Consider the following 16,585-nt stretch of genomic DNA (forward strand, 5'->3'; position numbering starts at 1 on the left):
GTCAGTAACTCGCGATATCGTTGGTGAGGGTGATCGTCGCCATGCAGCCGCTTGCCGGGTCCAGCGCAGCCTGCCAGTCGAAGGTTGCCTGAACGCCTGACGGGCCGCTGATCTCGACGCGGGGGCGGGGCAGATAGACTGCATGGACGGTGATCGTCAGCGACTGGCCGCCCGGCAGGACATAGGCGAATTCCAACTCGCAGGGGGTGCCGTTGATCGCCTGCTGCACGAGGGTGGTGTCGGCGAAGCGGACCTCGATCGATCCGGTCAAGGCCGCGATAGTCGGGTCCGCGCCATCGATCATGCCGTCGTTGCGGATGGTCTCGATGCGGTCGAGGTTGTTGGCATAGGTGATCTGGGCCGAGACCACGTTGCCCAGCGCCGTGCCATTACGCTCGATCGATCCGTTGAAATGGCCGAAACGGATCAGGTCGAGGTCGGCGATGGTACCTGCCTGCGACGTGATCGCGATGGTTTCGCCCTGTGCCACCAGCGCGGCGCTCGCGATCAGCAGGCCGGAACGCTGCATGGTCCATGAAAGCTGGTTCAGCATCACGCCTGAATACATGGCGAAGCGCGGCACCTCTGGCATGCCGACTTCGATTGCCAAAGACGGCAGCGTCCAGTTACCGGTCTCGAAATCATGGACGTAAGGCCCGGTGCCGGTGGTGGTCGGCGATCCGAATGCCGCCTTCAGCCAGACGCCGAACGTCTCGGCATCGATCGGGATGGTCAGGTCGCCATCCGACGTGATCGCGTCCTTGATCGGTGCGAGCGGATCGCGGCCATAGCCCAGCAGTTCCGAGGACAACAGCGGCTGTTCGGCGCTGAGCGTGGACCCGGCGAAGGGCATCCGCTTGAAGCCGGTCGCGGGCGGGGTGCCGTAAACAGTCTCGAACGCGGCCGCAAGCTGCGACCGCGCACCTTGTGCGCGAGCCATGGGGTGTTCCTTTCGATTGAATCATTGTCGCGATGCGGCTTGCGTTCTGGGCCCATCCGAGGGCATTCCCGGCGCATGAAGCCATTCTCGTTTCTTCGGGCGGTTGTCCTTGCTGCCATTCTGTTTGGTTGCGCGCCGCTGCTGCCGCAACAGACCGACCTCCGGCAGAGCCCGGCCGCGTTTGCCGGTTCTGTCGGCCGAGTTGTCGACGGCGATACCTTTACGCTTCAGGGCGAGAGCCGCCGTGTCCGGGTCTGGGGCCTGGACGCACCGGAGGGAAACCGGCCGGGTGGGTCCAATGCCACCGCGACGATGCGGCAGATGGTTGCGGGCAGATGGCTGCAGTGCAACTTGCGCGACATTGATCGTTACGAGCGTATCGTCGCGCAATGCTTTCTGCCCGATGGCCGCGACATTGCCGCCGAGATGATCCGGGCGGGTGTCGCGACCGAATATTGCAGTTTCTCGCGGGGCTATTACGGCACCTGCTGAAACCGGTGGACGAGGAAGCTCAGCCCAGGGGGCTGGTGGTGGTGTAATGCAACACGACGCTGATCACCGCCGCCTTCAGTGCCGCGGCGCCCTCGACCGGCAGATCGACCGAGGCCGGAGCCTCGGGTTCGACCCAGTCGCAAAGGCCGCCCAGCGTGCGGTCAGCCTCCAGTGCCGTACCGATGTTCGCGATCAGCGCGTCAAAGGCGCTGGCCCGGCCCGCTCCGGCCTGAACGATGACCTCAAGCTCGGCGCGATGCTGGTAATGATAGAGCAGGGGCGAGAGTGTGACCTGGGGTTCGCCCGGCTGGCCATCACGCAGGATGATCAAACCGGCAGGCGGGATCCGCTCGGGCAGCACCTCTTCACGCAAGATCAGCGCGGCAAGCGGTTGCAGTCGCGCGTGCAGCGCGGCGAGGATGGTTTCGCGGGTGGTTGGCATTTCACGGCCTTTGGCTCAATTGTGACTTCTGCGATGGCGGTCGAAGTGCTAAAGGTAATACCTGTGAATACTCACCCGGAGTCGCCCGAATGAATGCCGTCCGCCCCATTGCCGTGAAGCTCGATCAGGATATCCGCGACCGCCTCAAGCGGCTGGCGGATGCCAAGGATCGCTCAACGCACTGGATGCTGCGGGAAGCCGTGGCGCAGTTCGTCGAGCGAGAAGAAAAGCGCGAAGCGTTTCGTCAGGCCGGACTTCAGGCATGGCAGGAGTATCAGGCGACTGGCCAGCACGTCACCCATGACGAAGCCGATGCCTGGCTTGCGAAGCTGGAAGCAGGGGAAGAGGCGGCTGTTCCTGAATGCCACAACTGATCTGGTCGCCCGCCGCCCTGCGGGACGTCGAGCGGCTCTACAAGTTTCTTGCCGAAAAGAACCCCGATGCAGCCCGACGAGCCGCAAAATCCATTCGCGAGGGCATGCTCATCCTGCGCGATCAACCGGGCGCCGGGCGACCGGTCGAGGACATGGAACCGGAATTCCGCGAGTGGTTCATCACCTTTGGCGACAGTGGCTATGTGTCGCTCTATCGGTTCGACGGCGAAACGGCGGTGGTCTTGGCCGTGCGCCATCAGCGCGAGGCTGGCTACTGACGGGTAGGGGCGTCAGATCTTCCCTGCCACCCATTTCGCAACGATCAACCCAGGCGCCCTATCTACCGCGCTCTCTGCATCCCGCGCCAGATCCAGCCGTTTGCGCAGTTTGACCTGCGGCACCAGAAGGAAAATCGGGACGGTCGCCACGCCGCGCCCGGTTTTTGACTTCGACGCCACGGCCCGGCCTTTGGAGTTCAGCCTTCCCTCCGCCACCAGCAGGCTCGGCCCACGGCGACGATAGATGAATCGCAGGCGCAAGCCGGTTCGGCGTTCCCATTCGCCGGGGGTGATGCGGCCGCCCCTGGTGCTTTTGCCAGCGGCGGGGGTGGGGATCGCCAGCCAGAACCCATCTTTGGACCGGATCATTGGCCCCGTGTCATGCGCGCCGATGATCACCGGGGCGTTGGACCAGACGAAGGCCGCCGCGTTCAGGCTGTCGCCGGATTTGGGGAAGCTGGCGAGGCGGATGCTGTTGCCGAGCCTGGTGCCCAGCCCGGCGCCGGTGATCTGCGACCGCCAAGCGGATTTCAGGGCGGTGCCTGCCTCGCGCATGGCGGCGGACACCGCCTTTTCGCCGGCGGCGATTTCGGCCTGCATCAGGGCAACAAGGTCGGGATCGAGCGCGATCTTCAGCTTCATGATGGACGCAGGTCCAGTGTCCAGATCAGAAGTTCGCGGTCGCGCACCGGCTCGCCCTGAATGGTGAAGCTGTCTGCCCCGATGACAACCAGATCGCCCGGGCGGGGATCGGGCAGTTCGGACAGGCGCACATCCACCATCATGGTGTCGCTGACAAACCGCCCAGCCCCGAATTCAGTGATGCGGTCCGGGGCGCGGCGGATTACCCGGATCGGGCGTTCCTCTGAAGTGGTGGCAGAAATCCAGACGGCGGCCGTCGCCATGGACGGGTTGGCATAGATCCGGTCCATGGCGGTGGCGAAGACGTTCATGTCGGCGCCGTCAGTTCGAGGTGTGGATGCGGATCGCGATGCGCGGCCGCTTGTTCACCGGCAGGATCGAGGCCTCGGTCATCAGGTCGATCCAGCGGCCTTTTTCGTCGAGATGCTGGCGGGCGTAGAGCGGCAGGCCGAGGGTGTTGGCCGCCTCGAGCAGGTTGGCCGGGCCGCCATAGGTGGTGAAGGTGTCCATCGTGCCCAAGGGGAAGGCGATGCCCTCGTTCGCCGGGACCAGCCGTTCGGTGGCCTTCGTCGAGAGGGTGACGGTGCCCGCATATTCCTCGAACACGATGCCTGCGAAGGGGAAGTTGCGCCGTACATCCTGGCGCAGGGGCTGCGCGCCAGTCGCGGCGTAGAACTTGTAGGCCTCCTCGGTCTTTGGGTGCGCGATCAGCTTGTCGAAGAATTCGCGGCTGACGAGGGCATGTACGTCCGTCATGCTTTCGCCGAGGAGGTTGTCTTCGATTGCCCGCAAAACCTCGCGGACCTTGGCCTGCACGAGGGTGCCCGCCGTTCCCAGCAGGAAATCCACCGAGATCTGCGCGAGGCCGAATTCGGTGAAGTAGTTGTAGAGAGTCGTGCCCGCCCCATCCTTCACGATGCCGCGCAGAGCGTTCATCTCCATTTATTCGCGGGTCTGGGCATGCTTGCGGCGCATCAGCTGCAGCTTGCGGTTCATCACCTCGACCAGAGGATCGGCCGCGTCAAACACGCCCAGCGCAGGTTGGCCCTGAATGTCACCGGGCAAGATGACGTCGTCGTGCGGGATCCATGGCAGAGCGAAGGATCGCATCGAGCGGCCTTCCCGCGTGCCCACCGTGGAGGGGCCACCCAGTGGAACCGAGGGCAGCAGGTTCAGCACGCCTTCGTATTGCTCGATGATCACCGACCGCTGGGTGACGCCCTCGAAGCGGAAGAGGCCGATCTGGCCAAGGCGGGTGTAGAGGTTGGGCAGGATGTTGATGGCCTGCGTCATCTCGGCCAGCGAGTAACCGCCAGCGTCAAAGGGATTGCGAACGATGGTCATGGGGTGCTCCGGGGGATTGGGGAAGTGGAAGCCGACGCCGAGCGTCAGGCGCCGTCGCGGGCGATGATGCCGACGGCGGCAAGCTGGCCGATCTTGGCGGTGATCTTGGTGCCGTCATCGACGGTGGCGCCGTAGGCGAGGCCCGCGCGCGACACGATCGTGGGGCCACGGGCGACAATAATGCCTGTCGCATCCGCCAATGTGGCATCGACGGCGTTAAGCAGAACTGCGCTGGCCACCTGCGAACCGTCCGCCCCGGTTGCGGGTGACAGGGTATATTTGCCGCTGGCGGTGATCTTCCCCAGCACGGAGCCGACCGGATAGGGCATGCCCTGTAGCAGGGTGATCACCTCGCGGGTGTAGTTCGGGTTGACCTCATATTTGAGGACATCGCCCATGCTGGGCGGTTCCGTCAGGACGGGCATTGGTCAGTCTCCATGGTTTGGGGTGGGGAAGGGGCGCTGGTTCAGCGCTTGGCGTCGGTCGCAGTTTTCTTGGCAGCGGCCACGATGGGGCTTTCCTTGGCGGCTCCGGCCGGGGCGGTGGCGATGATGCCTGCCGCGTCGCTGCGGGCAGCGAGATCAGCCAACACGCGGGCGCGAAGGGCCTCGGGCTTCAGCCCCTTGGCGACGGCGTCGGCGGCGTCGATGGTCACGCCGAGCCGGGCGGCCAGCGCGCAAACCTGCGCCACCTCGGCGGCCTCGGCGCGAATGGCGTCGGCGGACATGGTTGCGTTGGCAGACATCGGATTTACTGCCGAAGCCGGGGCCTCTGGTGCAGCTGCAACCGTGGGCAATGCGGCGGGAGGAGCGGCAACTGGTGTCGGGTTCGGGGTGTCGGTGGGCGTGGTGGTCATCTGTGGACCCTTTCTGTTGGAGGAACTGGAGCCGCGGGGTGCGGCGGCGAAGGCGTGGAAGGCGGTGACGGGATCGGCGAGATCGTCGGCCAGACCGGCAGCGATGGCGTCGGCCCCGCGGAACACGGCAGCTTCAGTGGCCAGTGCCGATGCGTGGGTCAGCCGATCACCGCGACCGGCAGCGACAGTTTCTGCGAAGAGGAAGCGGACCACCTCCAGCTCGCGCTGCATCTGATCGTGCACGGCTTGCGGAAGAGGCTGATAAGGATTGGCGTCGACCTTGTGCGCCCCGGCATGGATCAGCGTGACAGCGATCCCTTTCTGATCAAGGGCCCCACTCATGTCGGTGTGCAGCGCCACGACACCAATGCTGCCGACAGCGCCGGTACGCGGCAGGATAATTCGATCGGCCTGGCTGGCGAGGGCATAGCCTGCCGACAGGGCATGTTCAGCGACAAAGGCGTGGACCGGCTTCTGCGCCCGAGCGGCACGGATGCGATCGGCCAGATCGAAGGCGCCCGCGACCTCGCCTCCAAAGCTGTCGATGTCCAAGGCAATGCCGCGCACGCCGGGATCGGCCAGCGCTGCCTGCAGCTGGGCGGTAATGCCCTCGTATGAGGTCAGGCCGGAAGCTTGCCCGATCCAAGCGCCACGGTGCACAAGTGTGCCCGCGATTTCGATCACCGCTATGCCATCAATCATCGCGAAGGGCTGGGTGCCATTGCGCTGGTGGCGCTGGGCGAGATCGTTCCCGAACAGTGAGACGCGGGCGGGAACGTTGGCGGCGGTTTGTTCAGCGGCTTCGACCTCCAGCCCTTGGAAGCTGATTTCCTGCCCGGTGATGCGCGGGCCCAGTCCTGACAGGAAGGCCAGCGCCTTGGCCGGGTCCACCATCAGCGGGGTGTTGAAGGCTCGCTGGGCAATCTGGGCGTGGTGCATCATGCGCCCTCCTTGGGGTCGGGTTTCTCGTCGCCGGTGTCGTCGGCCTCATCGTCTTTGCCACTGTCCTGATCCACATCTTTGGCCTCACCTTCGCCCGGCCCCTGCGCCGGGGATCCCGGTCGCCGGAAGTCGAGGCCCAGCGCCGCTTCGCGTTTGCGCTCGGCAGCGATTTCGCGATCCACCTGTTCGGCGTCGTATCCCCGCTCTGCCAAGGCTTGCGTCCGAGACTTCAGGCCGGCTTCGATCTGCAGGATTTCGGCCGAGGCGTCTTTCATCGGGTCGATCCAGTCCCATTTGGTCGGAAGCCAGGCGCAGGTCTGATATTCGCGGCGCTGGTTGTCATAGCCGGGCAGGTCCAGCGCTCCCGACAGAACGGCCGTGTCCATCCAGCGCACCCAGACCGCGCGGCAGAGCTGATAGACCAGCACGCCATGTTGCCAGGCCGAGATGCGGCGCCGGAATTCGATCAAGCTGATCCGTGTATTCGAGAAGTTGCCCTTCGCGGTGTCGCCGGTCAGATAGCCATAGGGCACGCCCAGCGCCGCCGCGATTTGCAGCAGCGTGCGGTACTGGAACGGCTCGTAAGTGCTGCCAGAGTCCGGGGTGGCCGGGGTCGAAACATCCTCGCCGGGATCGAGCCGCACCACTTGGCCCGGTTCGACCTCCAGATCTTCCTCGGTCGGCTCCAATGGGGTTTCCGGGGCCGGCGAGGTGATGAACATCGCAAACATCGCGGCGATCTTCTTCCGCTCCAGTTCGGCATCATCATAGAGGTCCAGCGTGAACAGCTTGACGATGGCGGCCGCAAACCGCGAGACGCCGCGCAGCTGGCCAGCCTCGACGGGGTCGAGGACATGGATCACATCGCCGGCCGGGACGCGGACGGTTTCGCCCGCAAGGCCGAGATCGGTCAGATCACCGGGGTGGCGGCGCAGGAAGTGATAGGCGACGCGGCGACCGATGCCGTCAAACTCGATGCCCTGCCGGATCAGCCCCGCGCCGGGCAAGGTCCGGTTCATGTCGAGGGGCAGCATCTCGGCGGGCAGCATCTGCAACTGCAGCGGCACGGTCAGACCGTCTTCGGCCCGGCGCGGTCGGATGCGGATGAAGACCTCGCCTGACAGGAAGACCTCGCGCGCAGACCGGCGCTGCAATCCGTAGAAATCCGTCAAACCTTCGGCGTCGGCATCATCGGTCCAGGCGAGCCACAACGCCTGCAGTTCTTCCTTCTTGGCGGCATCGGCGAGGATCGATGAGGGCTTGATGCCATCGCCGACGACGTTACTGGCGAAGCTTTCCACAGCGTTCGCCGCATAGCCATTGTTCCGGACCAGCCAGCGGGCGCGGGCGGTGATCGTGTCGCCCGAGGCCGCGATCAGGGTGTTCACATGGGCGCGGCTGGCCCGGAACCCGCGCAGCCGCCGGTGGGCTTGGGCCGCGTCGAACCCACCGATGATGCTGCCGATGCGCTGGCGAAAGGCCTCGAACGCCATGGATCACAGACCTTTTGACGCGACAGTGCCCCAGCGCCGACGACGTGCTGTGCCGGTGGTGGCGGTGGCAATCCGGGTTTCCAGATCGCTGATGGCGTTCGCCAGTTCCGCGTCCGAGCCATAGTTGATGCTTTTGCCGTCATAGCTGACCGAGCGGACGCCCGCGTAGCGGGCCTCCTGCAGCGCGGCCAGAAGCGCGCGCATCCGTTCCAAATCCATCTTAGTCCCTCATGAAGTTCGGTGTGTAGGCCCGGCGTTTGCGCCGTGGCGTTGTCGGTGTTCCGGCCTTGGGCGGGGCCGTGTCCTTTGCAGCTTCAGCGATCTGCACCGGCATTGGTGGTCGGGTTTCCACCCCGGCCTGCGCTTCCAGCCGTCGCCAGGTTGCGTCGTCCCAGCGATCCGCGCCCATGATCCAGGCCGCCGCCCGGGCATAGACGCGGGTGTCCAGCGCCTCGTTGCGTTCACGCATCTTCTGCCATTCGGGGTGGGCGTAGCCGCGCTTGTTGAGCACGGTGACCAACTGTTCCGCCACCAGCTGCTTCAGCCATTCGGTGTCGATCCAGTCGGGCAAGTGCACGGTGCCGGGGGCGTCCAGAACGCCCAGTGCCCGGTCCTCGTCGCTTGGCCGTTCCAGCCGCAGGAAGCGGTAGGTTTCTGTCTTGAACGTCGCCGTGGCCACGGACCACAGCCGCGCGCCCCGGCGCAGACGTTTGCCGCCGATGGTGGCGTCGACGAAAGTCGGCCCCGACACCGGAGTGGCGCGGTTGAAGCCTTCCAAGCCCTTGATCGGTGCAACCTGGTCGAACCCCTGTTTCCGCGCCCATGCGTAAACCGCCGGGGCTTCATAGCCTGTGTCGATGGCCATCTTGCCGATCACCATCACCGCGCCATTGGCGCAGGCCCATGTGCGGCCAAGCAAAGCAGTCAGCTTGTCCCAGCAGGCCGGATCGTCTGGGCCACCTGCAATCACGATGTGATCGACGAGCCAAGACTCCAAGCCTCGGCCCCACGCCCAGACGTCGACCTCAATCCGGTCTTTCTGCACGTCGACGCCAGCCGTGAGGAAGAGACCGCCGACGGGGATATGCACGCCGCCATAGGCTTCGCGGCGCTCGGCCAGCCGCTGCCACTCGGGGGCGTCGCCGCTTTCGACCCATGTTTCGCCCAGCAGGGTATTGCGCGCGACGCGCAGCATCTCTTCCGAGCCTTGCGCCGCTAGCCACTCGCGCGCGATCTGCTGCCAGCTTTTCCAGCCCAAGGGCGAATAGAGCGCCGAGAGATGAAAGCCGATGGAATGCGGATCGGCAGAAACGGCGGTCGCACGCCATTCGCCATTTTCCAGCATCTTCGTCTTGTGGTGCTCGGCGATGGGCTTTTCGCAGCCCTCGCAATGGTACGCCGCCGTTTCAGGCCGTCCCTTGTCCCAGCGCAGGCGTTCGAACTGCAGCCACTGCATCGCGCCGCAATGCGGGCAGGGCACGAAGTACCGGCGCTGGTCCGATGCCTCGAATTCGCGCTCAATCCGGCTCAGCCCCCGGATCGTCGGGGTCGAGACCATGAACACCTTGCGCCGGTGCGAGAACGTGGTGGTCCGCGCCTCGGCCAGTGTGACCGGGTCGCCTTCTTCGTCGGCTGAGGCCGGATAGGCGTCGACCTCGTCGAGGAAGATGTAGCGCGCAGGCATCGACCGCAGACCGGCCGCGGAGTTCGCGCCGGTCAGCACCAGGATGCCGCCGGGGAATTCCTTCGACAGCATCGAATTGCCCGCGTCGCGCGACCGGGCAGGGTTAACCCGTTCGCGCAGAGCCGCGCTGTCCGCGATCAGGGGATCAAGACGGCCCCGCGACGTGCGTTTGGCGAGTTCCAGCGATGGCAACACCGCCAGCATCGGCCCCGGCGCATGATGGATGACAAAGCCGATCCAGTTGTTGCCAGCCTCTGTGGCCCCGACCTGCGCGGCCTTCATGAAGGTGACGCGTTGCGCCGGGTGCCGCGGCGACAGCGCATCCATGATCTCGCGCAGGTAGGGCGCACGGGCCGTGCGATAGCGTCCCGGTTCGGCTGCACCGCGAGACGACAGCCAGCGATGTTCATCCGCCCATTCCGACACGGTCAAATCTGGGTCCGGACGCATGCCCTTGCGCCAGGAGCGCAGGATGTCCTCGGCCCCGTCAAAGCCAAGGTCGAGATCGACCGTCAGATCATCGCTATCCGAGGGAAACTCGGAGATCGGCGAGGTCGTCGAGGTGCTGTCTGACATGGGCTTCCAACACCCTCTGCAGGATCGCGGTCTCGATGATCACCGGATTGCCGGTTTGCTTTTCCACCCCCAAGGCCACTTCGGCCGCCATCAGCGCTGCCACTCTGTTGGGCCAAGTGACCCAAGTATCGCGTTCCTGTCGGGCCAACCGGAACACCAGCGCTTCCGCCCGGGCCCGGTCGACCAGCGTGCCCTTCTTCTTCTGGATGCCCAGCTGCTTGTCCTGCGCCTGGTAGACCGTCAGCGCGGTGCGGGCTTTCAGGTAGGACGAGCTGTCTGCGGGACCGCTGAACCCGCTGTCGCCGCCGGTGCTGCGGCGCTGCTGGGCGGGATCGGTCATGTCGGCCCGGCGCACATCGGACGCGGCGGCGTTGATAGACCCATCGCTGTAAACCACCAGCCGACTAGCTTTCCGCGCCTTCTGTATCGCCCCGCGCGAGAGGCCGGAATGCGCGGAATACTCCCGCTCGGACATACCTTCCATGCTTGTCCTCGCCGCTTCTAAAGCAATGGAATTGCTTGTTATTCAGTTGATTACACTTCGGACAAGAGCGATTCTGATTGCACCAGAACGATGCAACTCACCGAAGGACGACCACGCCATGACCACCCGCCGCACCAGTGACAATTCCAAAGCCCTCGACGCATTCATGACCACCAAGTTCCAGATTGACGCGACGCTGGAACGCCTGAAGGCGCTGAGTGACGACCACTTCGAGACCCACCCTGACGGGATCAATTGGGGTGATGTCGGCACGCTGGACCACTACGCCAGCCTGCTGCGCCAGATCACTGACGCGGCCTTTAAAGAGAGCGAACATGCCGCTTGATCCCGCCCAGCGCCACCAGATTGAACAGGATGCCATCACCGCTGCGTGGGAGGCCGAACGCCGCACCGCCTGCGACGAGGCCATCGCCCTGCTGCGCGAGATCGCCGATCTGGACCGCGACGACGATGGCGACGTGATCATCGGCACGGACGCCGATGGCCACAACGACGTGATGGCGCGCATCACCGCCCTCCTTGCCACCCACGACCAGTAGGAGGAACCCAAGATGACAAAGCTGACCGAAACCCAGACCATCATCCTCAGCGCCGGGGCCCAGCGCCCCGAAAACATCGCCCTGCCACTTCCCAAGGGGCTGGCCGGGGCGGCGGCAAAGATGGCCGTCGCCAAGATGATCAAGCACGGCTGGCTGCAGGAGGTCGACGCCAACCTGCGGCGCAAAGAACCGCTCTGGCGCGAAACCGGTGATGGGCATGGTACCACGCTGGTGGTGACCGACGCCGGGCTGCTGGCCATCGGGATCAAGCCGGTGGTGGTGAAAGCCGTGGTTGCTATCCGCGAACATGCCGCCAAGGCCGCCGCTTCAAAGCCGCCGACCCAGCGCGCCGGAACTAAGCAGGCGATGTTGATCGAAATGCTGCAGGCACCCGAAGGTGCTTCAATCGCTGAAATCGTAACGGCGACGGGCTGGATGGCTCACACTGCAAGGGGCGCGATCTCAGGGGTGCTTAGGAAAAAGCTTGCTCTAAATATCACGGCGCAAAAAATCGAAGGCAGGGGCACTGTCTATCAAATGGAAGGCGACCGGAGAGCTTGCCTTTGAGTTGACTCGCTGCGCTCGTCTTGAAACAACACGTAGGTTGGGTTCGAGGGCGACATGAAGCGATGGATTCTTCGGATTATTGACCTCGGGGTCTTGGGTTATGCCTCTTTTTGGGCCTATGATTCTTATCGCGCAGGGTACCTAAGCCTTCCCGATCTGCCGAACGGGGCGTACACGCTTTCATTTAAGAATGGCTTTAGGGCTATCGTCTTGGACGCCGATGTCTCAGATGGAATCGGTGATAATGCGCCGAAGTTTCTTCGGTCGCTTGGTGTGGTCAACCGAGATCGAAAGTATTTGGGTATCCCATTTGATGTCCAGCCTTGGTTTAAGGAGGCATGGTCGTGGTGCAAAGCACCGACAAACGAAGAGAAAGTCGATCTCGAACGGATGCCGGATGACTTCAAACGCCAAGTGGAAAATGCTCGATTCGAGGCAGTTTGCCGAATTGATGTGGATGGCAAAGAAGTCGTGCGCGGCCTGATCTTCTCGGTTCCAAGGCTATAGCGCATCATCGACCATCTGCAACCGCGCGATTTGCCTCGTCGCCATCTCCCACCGCAGCACAGCCGATGCGTGCCCAGCGCCCAGATGTCGCCCGGCTTCGTGATCGGTTCGGCGGGCGGTTCCGGGATGGCATCGGCCGCATCGTCAGATATCGCCAGGCGGTCGTCGTGATTGGCCAACAGCGCGTCCAGGTCATCCTCGGGGATCCCGATAAGCCCGAGGTCGAAATCCTCGGTCAGCAGTGCCTGCAATTCCTGCAGCAGCAGTGCCTCGTCTCAGCCGCCCAACTCAGTCAGTTTGTTGTCGGCGATGCGATACGCCCGGCGCTGGGCTTCAGTCAGATGACCCAACACGATGACAGGGGCCTCGGACAAGCCGAGGTGGGCGGCCGCGAGGATGCGACCGTGGCCAGCGATCAGTTCGCCATCGGCCGCCACCAGCACCGGCACGGTCCAGCCGAACTCGGCCATGCTCGCGGCGATCTTCGCTACCTGATCGGCGTCATGGGTCTGGGCGTTGCGGGCGTAAGGCTTCAGCCGGGCGAGAGGCCAATGTTCGATCCGGCCCGGCAGCAGGGGCGCATTTCATGCCGCGAGCCTCTTGGTCTTCAGGTCGGTGAAGGTTTCGCCGGTGTCGGCCAGGACGGCGTTCGCGCCGGTGAATTGCTGCCAGCGCTCGATTGCCACATCGACATAAGCCGGGTTTAACTCGATCCCGAAGCACACGCGGCCCGTGGTTTCCGCCGCGATCAGCGTGGTGCCGGATCCCATGAAGGGTTCGAACACCGCTTGACCCAGGCTGGAGTTGTTCAGGATCGGGCGGCGCATGCACTCGACCGGCTTTTGCGTGCCGTGCACCGTGGCTGCATCCTGATCCTTGCCGGAGATGTGCCAGAGCGTCGTCTGCTTGCGGTCGCCAGCCCAATGGCCCTTGCCGGTCTTCTTTACCGCATACCAGCAAGGCTCATGCTGCCAGTGATAATCGCCGCGGCTAAGCACAAGCCGGTCCTTCGCCCAGATGATCTGCGACCGGACGACGAAACCCGCCGCAACCAGACTCTCGGCTACGGTCGAGGAGTGCAACGCACCATGCCAAACATAGGCCACGTCGCCGGGAAACAGCGCCCACACTTCGCGCCAATCGGCCCGGTCGTCATTCAGCACCTTGCCGGTGCGTTTGGTCTTGGCCGCACCCGCCTGGTTGCGCCAGGACGGATCGTACTCCACGCCGTAAGGTGGATCGGTGACCATCAGCAGCGGGCGAACATCGCCCAGCAAGCGGCCAACAACATCGGCAGACGTGCTGTCACCGCAGATCAGCCGGTGTGACCCAAGCTGCCAGAGGTCGCCCGCCACTGACACCGGCGTGACCGGCGGTTCCGGAATGTCATCCTCGCCCTCGACGGCACCGCCTTCGACCTGATCCGGATCGCGCAGCAGGGCGTCCAGATCCTCGTCGGTGATCCCGAGCAGCGACAGGTCGAAATCCTCAGCCAGCAGCCCCGCGATCTCGTCGCGCAGCATGGCCTCGTCCCACTCGCCCAGCTCGGTCAGTTTGTTGTCAGCGATCCGGTAAGCCCGGCGCTCGGCTTCATCAAGGTGGCCGAGCCGGATCACCGGCACGTCCTTCAGCCCCAGCATGGTCGCGGCCAGCACCCGGCCGTGCCCGGCAATCAGCTCGCCATCGTCGGCCACCATGCAGGGCACGGTCCAGCCGAACTTCGCCATGCTGGCAGCGATCTTCGCCACCTGATCTGTGCCATGGATCTTGGCATTGCGGGCGTAAGGGCGCAGCCGGTCGAGAGGCCAAGTCTCGATCTGGCTCGGCGCAAAGACCAGGTCCATGGGGTGGCTTTCATTTTGGGCAGGGCGGGCGAGCCGATGCACGCTGGGCGATGCCAACGTCAGGATCGGGATCCGCGATGTCGGGAAATGAGAAGCGCCCGCGAGGGGGTTCCTCCGGGCGCAATTCTTCGATGGTCAAGGGGTAGGTCAAGAGGGGCAGCTTTGTCAAACGAAAAATGCACGCGGATTCAATGGCTTCCCGGCAGGTGGCTTCCACTGGCTGGCTTCCGGCAACGTGGCTTCCGCAAACTGGATTCCCTGGATTCCGCAAAAGAATCCAGCACGCCAAGATCGTGATTCCGCAAGCCTTTGATAACGAGTCGCTTTTTCCAAGATCGCCCGGCAGGTGGCTTCCGCCTGGATTCCCCGGTGAAACTGCCTGTCGCTAGCGAAACGCCGCGCTGCGCCCCCCCGCATACGTTCGGGGCCGGGGAGGAACCATTGGTTGGGGGCGTCCGACTTCCGGTCAGCTCCCCTTGAGAAAGTCGTCGACGAACTCGGAGATCGGTGTGACGCCCGTGACCAGCAGGTGATCCCTCGCCCTTGTGCAAGCGACGTAGAGCAGGTGCCGCTCAGTGTTGTAGACTTCCTCTAGGTCTGCGTCGTCGGCCACTGCCTCGATCCGCTCTGATTGCGGGATCACCTCGTCGTCGCAGGCCATGACCACCACCGACCGGAACTCCAGCCCCTTGGCGAAGTGCATCGTGCTGATGGCTACTGCGCCGTCCTCCACTTCGACCTTTTCACTCAGTTCGACCGCGCGAACACCCGCGGACTTCGTGGCCGCACGTGCACGTTTCAGTTCCGCGTCCGACCGGACGACGACACCAATCTCGCGTGGCGCGCAGCCCTCCTTAAGTCGATCTGTGATCCATCCGGCAACCGTGCGGCATTCATGATCCTCGTCGCTGCAAGCCATCACGGTGGGCGGAGGTCCGTCGAACATCGATACCGTGCCGCGCCGCCCTTCGGTGTTCCCATCCACATCCGAAACCGTTGACGGCAGGAGCCGATCGGCATGTGTGCGGATTTGGTGTGACGTGCGGTAGTTAATGCGCAGCGTGAAAGAGCGGCCGCGGACGTCAAGGCCGAGTGCCTTCCAAGAGAAGGGCTGTTGAAAAATGCGCTGGCCGAGATCACCGGCGAAGAAGAGGCCTTCGGTGCGCCCGGCTGCCAGGGCAGCGAAGAACCGCGCCTCGGTTACACCCAAATCTTGCGCCTCATCGATTACAGCGAAGTCGTAGGGGCGCGCGCCGCCTTGGCTGAAACTATCCGCCAAACGGCCGAAGACATCTGACCACGTCATTACACCGCGTTCTCTTAGCCCCGTACGGACGCGTTCAAAAATGGCCCAAAGGGTCTCGCGCTGCTTGCCGCCGATCCGGGTCTTCCGCCCGAGCCGCGAGACGTCGCGGTAATCCTCCCACGACCGAAGTTGCCAGGCGTCTACGACGTCGTTCCACTCTCCGATCAGGAATTGGGTTGAGAATCGGTGCCCATCCACCTCGGTCGCTGCCTTTACGATCAGCGACTTGACCAGTGCAGCGGGGGCAATCTGGGGTTGTCCAAAACGTTCAGAGTGAAGGTCATACCCAACTGCCGAGACGGCCTTGACGACGATCCGTGCCGAAATCAGGGGCTCGTTGCCGACGAGGCTGGCCAATTTGCTGCGCAGGGAGTTAGCCAGCGGTTTCGAGAACGTCGTTAGAAGTACTTTTGCGGAAGGATTTGCACAGGCAAGATGGACAGCACGGTGCAGCGCCACGATGGTTTTTCCCGTCCCTGCAGAACCTGAAACCCGCGTTGGGCCAGAGAAGGACCGCTCGACGAGGTCTGATTGGGCGGGGTGGAGGAACACCGCCCACTTGTCCCATGGATAGTCCAGCGCCTGCTTCAGTTCGTCTGCATTGGTCAGAACACGGAAGCGGCGCTGTGCGTCCGGGTGGTCAAAGGGGTCGGCCTCGGGGGTCGCAGGCTCTGGCGGTTGCGGTTTTTCGCCCACGGCCAGCTTCAGCAGCGCTTCTTGCGCCTCTTGCGGCAAGTGCTCAATGATGTCGAACAGCGTGTCTTCCGTGGCAGAGCGAACGTCGTTCACCCATTCCTCAGGCACGCCAAAGGCCATCAGTTCGAATTTGCGCAGGTTGTCGAAAAGGCGGACGGCAGGCGTGGCTGCGGGCGCTGGTGTGGTGGTCACCTCCTTGGGTTTGAAGAGTTCTATCTCTTCGACACGCTCGCGCACTTCGACCAGCTGCATGGCGCCCGTCGTCGGATGGCGTTCGATCTTGCGCCGTTCCGCCCATTTGTAGGCATCGTCGTGGTGATCCACATAAACTAGCAAGATGCTGGCGGCCGTCCGATGAACGATGATCCGGATGTCCGCATTCACCCGCACTGACCAGAAGTTCGAGTCCTTGGCGCGATCGAGCTTGTGAAACGACAGACCGTTTGAACTAGGGTCAAGCTGCAGATCGAAAGCGGTGGTCTTTGCAGCCTTTTGCTCCTGCGCCGTCAGGCGGCCGAGGCTGTCGGTGAAGGTGTCTGCGATCCGGAATTCCATTTG

Annotated in this window: 19 protein-coding genes and 2 pseudogenes; 7 read left to right on the forward strand and 14 right to left on the reverse strand. The window is 63.9% G+C overall.

The annotated features are described in order from the left end of the window. Window position 1: 1 nt before the first annotated feature. Entirely contained in the window at window positions 2-940 is a 939-nt protein-coding gene (locus IB235_RS20145) for a phage tail tube protein (RefSeq protein ID WP_192338250.1), read from the reverse strand. Window positions 941-1,015: 75 nt separating this feature from the next. Here IB235_RS20145 and IB235_RS20150 point away from each other — a divergent pair, with 75 nt between their 5' ends. Then, window positions 1,016-1,432 (forward strand): thermonuclease family protein, encoded by a 417-nt coding sequence (locus IB235_RS20150; RefSeq protein WP_192338251.1) that lies wholly within the window; start codon window positions 1,016-1,018, stop codon window positions 1,430-1,432. Window positions 1,433-1,451: 19 nt separating this feature from the next. Here IB235_RS20150 and IB235_RS20155 read toward each other — a convergent pair whose 3' ends face one another. Continuing rightward, window positions 1,452-1,874, reverse strand: coding sequence for an acyl-CoA transferase (locus tag IB235_RS20155; RefSeq protein WP_192338252.1), 423 nt, complete (start codon window positions 1,872-1,874; stop codon window positions 1,452-1,454). 89 nt (window positions 1,875-1,963) lie between these two features. Here IB235_RS20155 and IB235_RS20160 point away from each other — a divergent pair, with 89 nt between their 5' ends. Next, window positions 1,964-2,248: a CopG family ribbon-helix-helix protein gene (locus tag IB235_RS20160; RefSeq protein ID WP_192338253.1), complete on the forward strand. Its 285-nt coding sequence runs from the start codon at window positions 1,964-1,966 to the stop codon at window positions 2,246-2,248. Continuing rightward, complete coding sequence (locus tag IB235_RS20165; protein WP_192338254.1) at window positions 2,236-2,526, forward strand: type II toxin-antitoxin system RelE/ParE family toxin; 291 nt, start codon at window positions 2,236-2,238, stop codon at window positions 2,524-2,526. Before IB235_RS20160 ends, IB235_RS20165 begins: the two co-directional genes overlap by 13 nt. Before the next feature lie 12 nt (window positions 2,527-2,538). Here the strand turns inward: IB235_RS20165 and IB235_RS20170 are convergent, their stop codons facing one another. The 9 genes and pseudogenes from IB235_RS20170 to IB235_RS20210 form a co-directional block, all read right to left on the reverse strand. Next, window positions 2,539-3,168 carry a DUF6441 family protein gene (locus IB235_RS20170; RefSeq protein ID WP_192338255.1) on the reverse strand — a complete coding sequence of 210 codons (630 nt, stop codon included), beginning with the start codon at window positions 3,166-3,168 and terminating at the stop codon, window positions 2,539-2,541. Continuing rightward, complete coding sequence (locus tag IB235_RS20175; RefSeq protein ID WP_192338256.1) at window positions 3,165-3,479, reverse strand: hypothetical protein; 315 nt, start codon at window positions 3,477-3,479, stop codon at window positions 3,165-3,167. The genes IB235_RS20170 and IB235_RS20175 overlap by 4 nt, the downstream gene beginning before the upstream one ends. A gap of 10 nt (window positions 3,480-3,489) precedes the next feature. Next, a pseudogene (locus tag IB235_RS20180) lies at window positions 3,490-4,512 on the reverse strand (major capsid protein). A 44-nt stretch (window positions 4,513-4,556) separates the two neighbouring features. Next, on the reverse strand, window positions 4,557-4,937 hold the full coding sequence (locus IB235_RS20185) for a head decoration protein (RefSeq protein WP_192338257.1): 381 nt from the start codon (window positions 4,935-4,937) through the stop codon (window positions 4,557-4,559). Window positions 4,938-4,978: 41 nt separating this feature from the next. After that, window positions 4,979-6,307 (reverse strand): S49 family peptidase, encoded by a 1,329-nt coding sequence (locus IB235_RS20190; protein WP_192338293.1) that lies wholly within the window; start codon window positions 6,305-6,307, stop codon window positions 4,979-4,981. Further along, window positions 6,307-7,803, reverse strand: coding sequence for a phage portal protein (locus IB235_RS20195; protein ID WP_192338258.1), 1,497 nt, complete (start codon window positions 7,801-7,803; stop codon window positions 6,307-6,309). The genes IB235_RS20190 and IB235_RS20195 overlap by 1 nt, the downstream gene beginning before the upstream one ends. A 3-nt stretch (window positions 7,804-7,806) precedes the next feature. After that, entirely contained in the window at window positions 7,807-8,022 is a 216-nt protein-coding gene (locus IB235_RS20200) for a phage head-tail joining protein (protein ID WP_192338259.1), read from the reverse strand. Between the two features lies 1 nt (window position 8,023). Continuing rightward, complete coding sequence (locus IB235_RS20205) at window positions 8,024-10,063, reverse strand: phage terminase large subunit family protein (RefSeq protein WP_192338260.1); 2,040 nt, start codon at window positions 10,061-10,063, stop codon at window positions 8,024-8,026. After that, complete coding sequence (locus IB235_RS20210) at window positions 10,011-10,547, reverse strand: hypothetical protein (RefSeq protein WP_192338261.1); 537 nt, start codon at window positions 10,545-10,547, stop codon at window positions 10,011-10,013. The genes IB235_RS20205 and IB235_RS20210 overlap by 53 nt, the downstream gene beginning before the upstream one ends. Before the next feature lie 118 nt (window positions 10,548-10,665). Between IB235_RS20210 and IB235_RS20215 the strand changes: the two genes are divergently transcribed. From IB235_RS20215 to IB235_RS20230, 4 genes are read left to right on the forward strand one after another with little or no spacing between them, the layout of a single operon-like run. Then, window positions 10,666-10,893: a hypothetical protein gene (locus IB235_RS20215; protein WP_192338294.1), complete on the forward strand. Its 228-nt coding sequence runs from the start codon at window positions 10,666-10,668 to the stop codon at window positions 10,891-10,893. Next, entirely contained in the window at window positions 10,883-11,107 is a 225-nt protein-coding gene (locus tag IB235_RS20220) for a hypothetical protein (protein ID WP_192338262.1), read from the forward strand. The genes IB235_RS20215 and IB235_RS20220 overlap by 11 nt, the downstream gene beginning before the upstream one ends. A gap of 12 nt (window positions 11,108-11,119) precedes the next feature. After that, window positions 11,120-11,674: a DUF3489 domain-containing protein gene (locus IB235_RS20225; RefSeq protein WP_192338263.1), complete on the forward strand. Its 555-nt coding sequence runs from the start codon at window positions 11,120-11,122 to the stop codon at window positions 11,672-11,674. 54 nt (window positions 11,675-11,728) lie between these two features. Continuing rightward, complete coding sequence (locus IB235_RS20230) at window positions 11,729-12,181, forward strand: hypothetical protein (RefSeq protein ID WP_192338298.1); 453 nt, start codon at window positions 11,729-11,731, stop codon at window positions 12,179-12,181. A 50-nt stretch (window positions 12,182-12,231) separates the two neighbouring features. Here IB235_RS20230 and IB235_RS20235 read toward each other — a convergent pair. The 3 genes and pseudogenes from IB235_RS20235 to IB235_RS20245 all read right to left on the reverse strand — a co-directional run. Continuing rightward, a pseudogene (locus tag IB235_RS20235) lies at window positions 12,232-12,756 on the reverse strand (ParB/Srx family N-terminal domain-containing protein); the annotation flags it as partial. 9 nt (window positions 12,757-12,765) lie between these two features. Then, entirely contained in the window at window positions 12,766-14,025 is a 1,260-nt protein-coding gene (locus IB235_RS20240; RefSeq protein ID WP_192338264.1) for a site-specific DNA-methyltransferase, read from the reverse strand. Window positions 14,026-14,491: 466 nt separating this feature from the next. After that, window positions 14,492-16,582 (reverse strand): 3'-5' exonuclease, encoded by a 2,091-nt coding sequence (locus tag IB235_RS20245; RefSeq protein ID WP_192338265.1) that lies wholly within the window; start codon window positions 16,580-16,582, stop codon window positions 14,492-14,494. Between the last annotated feature and the right edge of the window lie 3 nt (window positions 16,583-16,585).

Source organism: Paracoccus sp. PAR01 (genome assembly GCF_014851995.1).
Lineage (GTDB): Bacteria > Pseudomonadota > Alphaproteobacteria > Rhodobacterales > Rhodobacteraceae > Paracoccus > Paracoccus litorisediminis.

What these genes read in the sequence shown, in the direction of transcription:
- IB235_RS20145 (WP_192338250.1), bottom strand. Translation starts at nt 940, where the DNA reads ATGGCTCGCGCACAAGGTGCGCGGTCGCAGCTTGCGGCCGCGTTCGAG.
- IB235_RS20150 (WP_192338251.1), top strand. Translation starts at nt 1,016, where the DNA reads ATGAAGCCATTCTCGTTTCTTCGGGCGGTTGTCCTTGCTGCCATTCTG.
- IB235_RS20155 (WP_192338252.1), bottom strand. Translation starts at nt 1,874, where the DNA reads ATGCCAACCACCCGCGAAACCATCCTCGCCGCGCTGCACGCGCGACTG.
- IB235_RS20160 (WP_192338253.1), top strand. Translation starts at nt 1,964, where the DNA reads ATGAATGCCGTCCGCCCCATTGCCGTGAAGCTCGATCAGGATATCCGC.
- IB235_RS20165 (WP_192338254.1), top strand. Translation starts at nt 2,236, where the DNA reads ATGCCACAACTGATCTGGTCGCCCGCCGCCCTGCGGGACGTCGAGCGG.
- IB235_RS20170 (WP_192338255.1), bottom strand. Translation starts at nt 3,168, where the DNA reads ATGAAGCTGAAGATCGCGCTCGATCCCGACCTTGTTGCCCTGATGCAG.
- IB235_RS20175 (WP_192338256.1), bottom strand. Translation starts at nt 3,479, where the DNA reads ATGAACGTCTTCGCCACCGCCATGGACCGGATCTATGCCAACCCGTCC.
- IB235_RS20185 (WP_192338257.1), bottom strand. Translation starts at nt 4,937, where the DNA reads ATGCCCGTCCTGACGGAACCGCCCAGCATGGGCGATGTCCTCAAATAT.
- IB235_RS20190 (WP_192338293.1), bottom strand. Translation starts at nt 6,307, where the DNA reads ATGCACCACGCCCAGATTGCCCAGCGAGCCTTCAACACCCCGCTGATG.
- IB235_RS20195 (WP_192338258.1), bottom strand. Translation starts at nt 7,803, where the DNA reads ATGGCGTTCGAGGCCTTTCGCCAGCGCATCGGCAGCATCATCGGTGGG.
- IB235_RS20200 (WP_192338259.1), bottom strand. Translation starts at nt 8,022, where the DNA reads ATGGATTTGGAACGGATGCGCGCGCTTCTGGCCGCGCTGCAGGAGGCC.
- IB235_RS20205 (WP_192338260.1), bottom strand. Translation starts at nt 10,063, where the DNA reads ATGTCAGACAGCACCTCGACGACCTCGCCGATCTCCGAGTTTCCCTCG.
- IB235_RS20210 (WP_192338261.1), bottom strand. Translation starts at nt 10,547, where the DNA reads ATGGAAGGTATGTCCGAGCGGGAGTATTCCGCGCATTCCGGCCTCTCG.
- IB235_RS20215 (WP_192338294.1), top strand. Translation starts at nt 10,666, where the DNA reads ATGACCACCCGCCGCACCAGTGACAATTCCAAAGCCCTCGACGCATTC.
- IB235_RS20220 (WP_192338262.1), top strand. Translation starts at nt 10,883, where the DNA reads ATGCCGCTTGATCCCGCCCAGCGCCACCAGATTGAACAGGATGCCATC.
- IB235_RS20225 (WP_192338263.1), top strand. Translation starts at nt 11,120, where the DNA reads ATGACAAAGCTGACCGAAACCCAGACCATCATCCTCAGCGCCGGGGCC.
- IB235_RS20230 (WP_192338298.1), top strand. Translation starts at nt 11,729, where the DNA reads ATGAAGCGATGGATTCTTCGGATTATTGACCTCGGGGTCTTGGGTTAT.
- IB235_RS20240 (WP_192338264.1), bottom strand. Translation starts at nt 14,025, where the DNA reads ATGGACCTGGTCTTTGCGCCGAGCCAGATCGAGACTTGGCCTCTCGAC.
- IB235_RS20245 (WP_192338265.1), bottom strand. Translation starts at nt 16,582, where the DNA reads ATGGAATTCCGGATCGCAGACACCTTCACCGACAGCCTCGGCCGCCTG.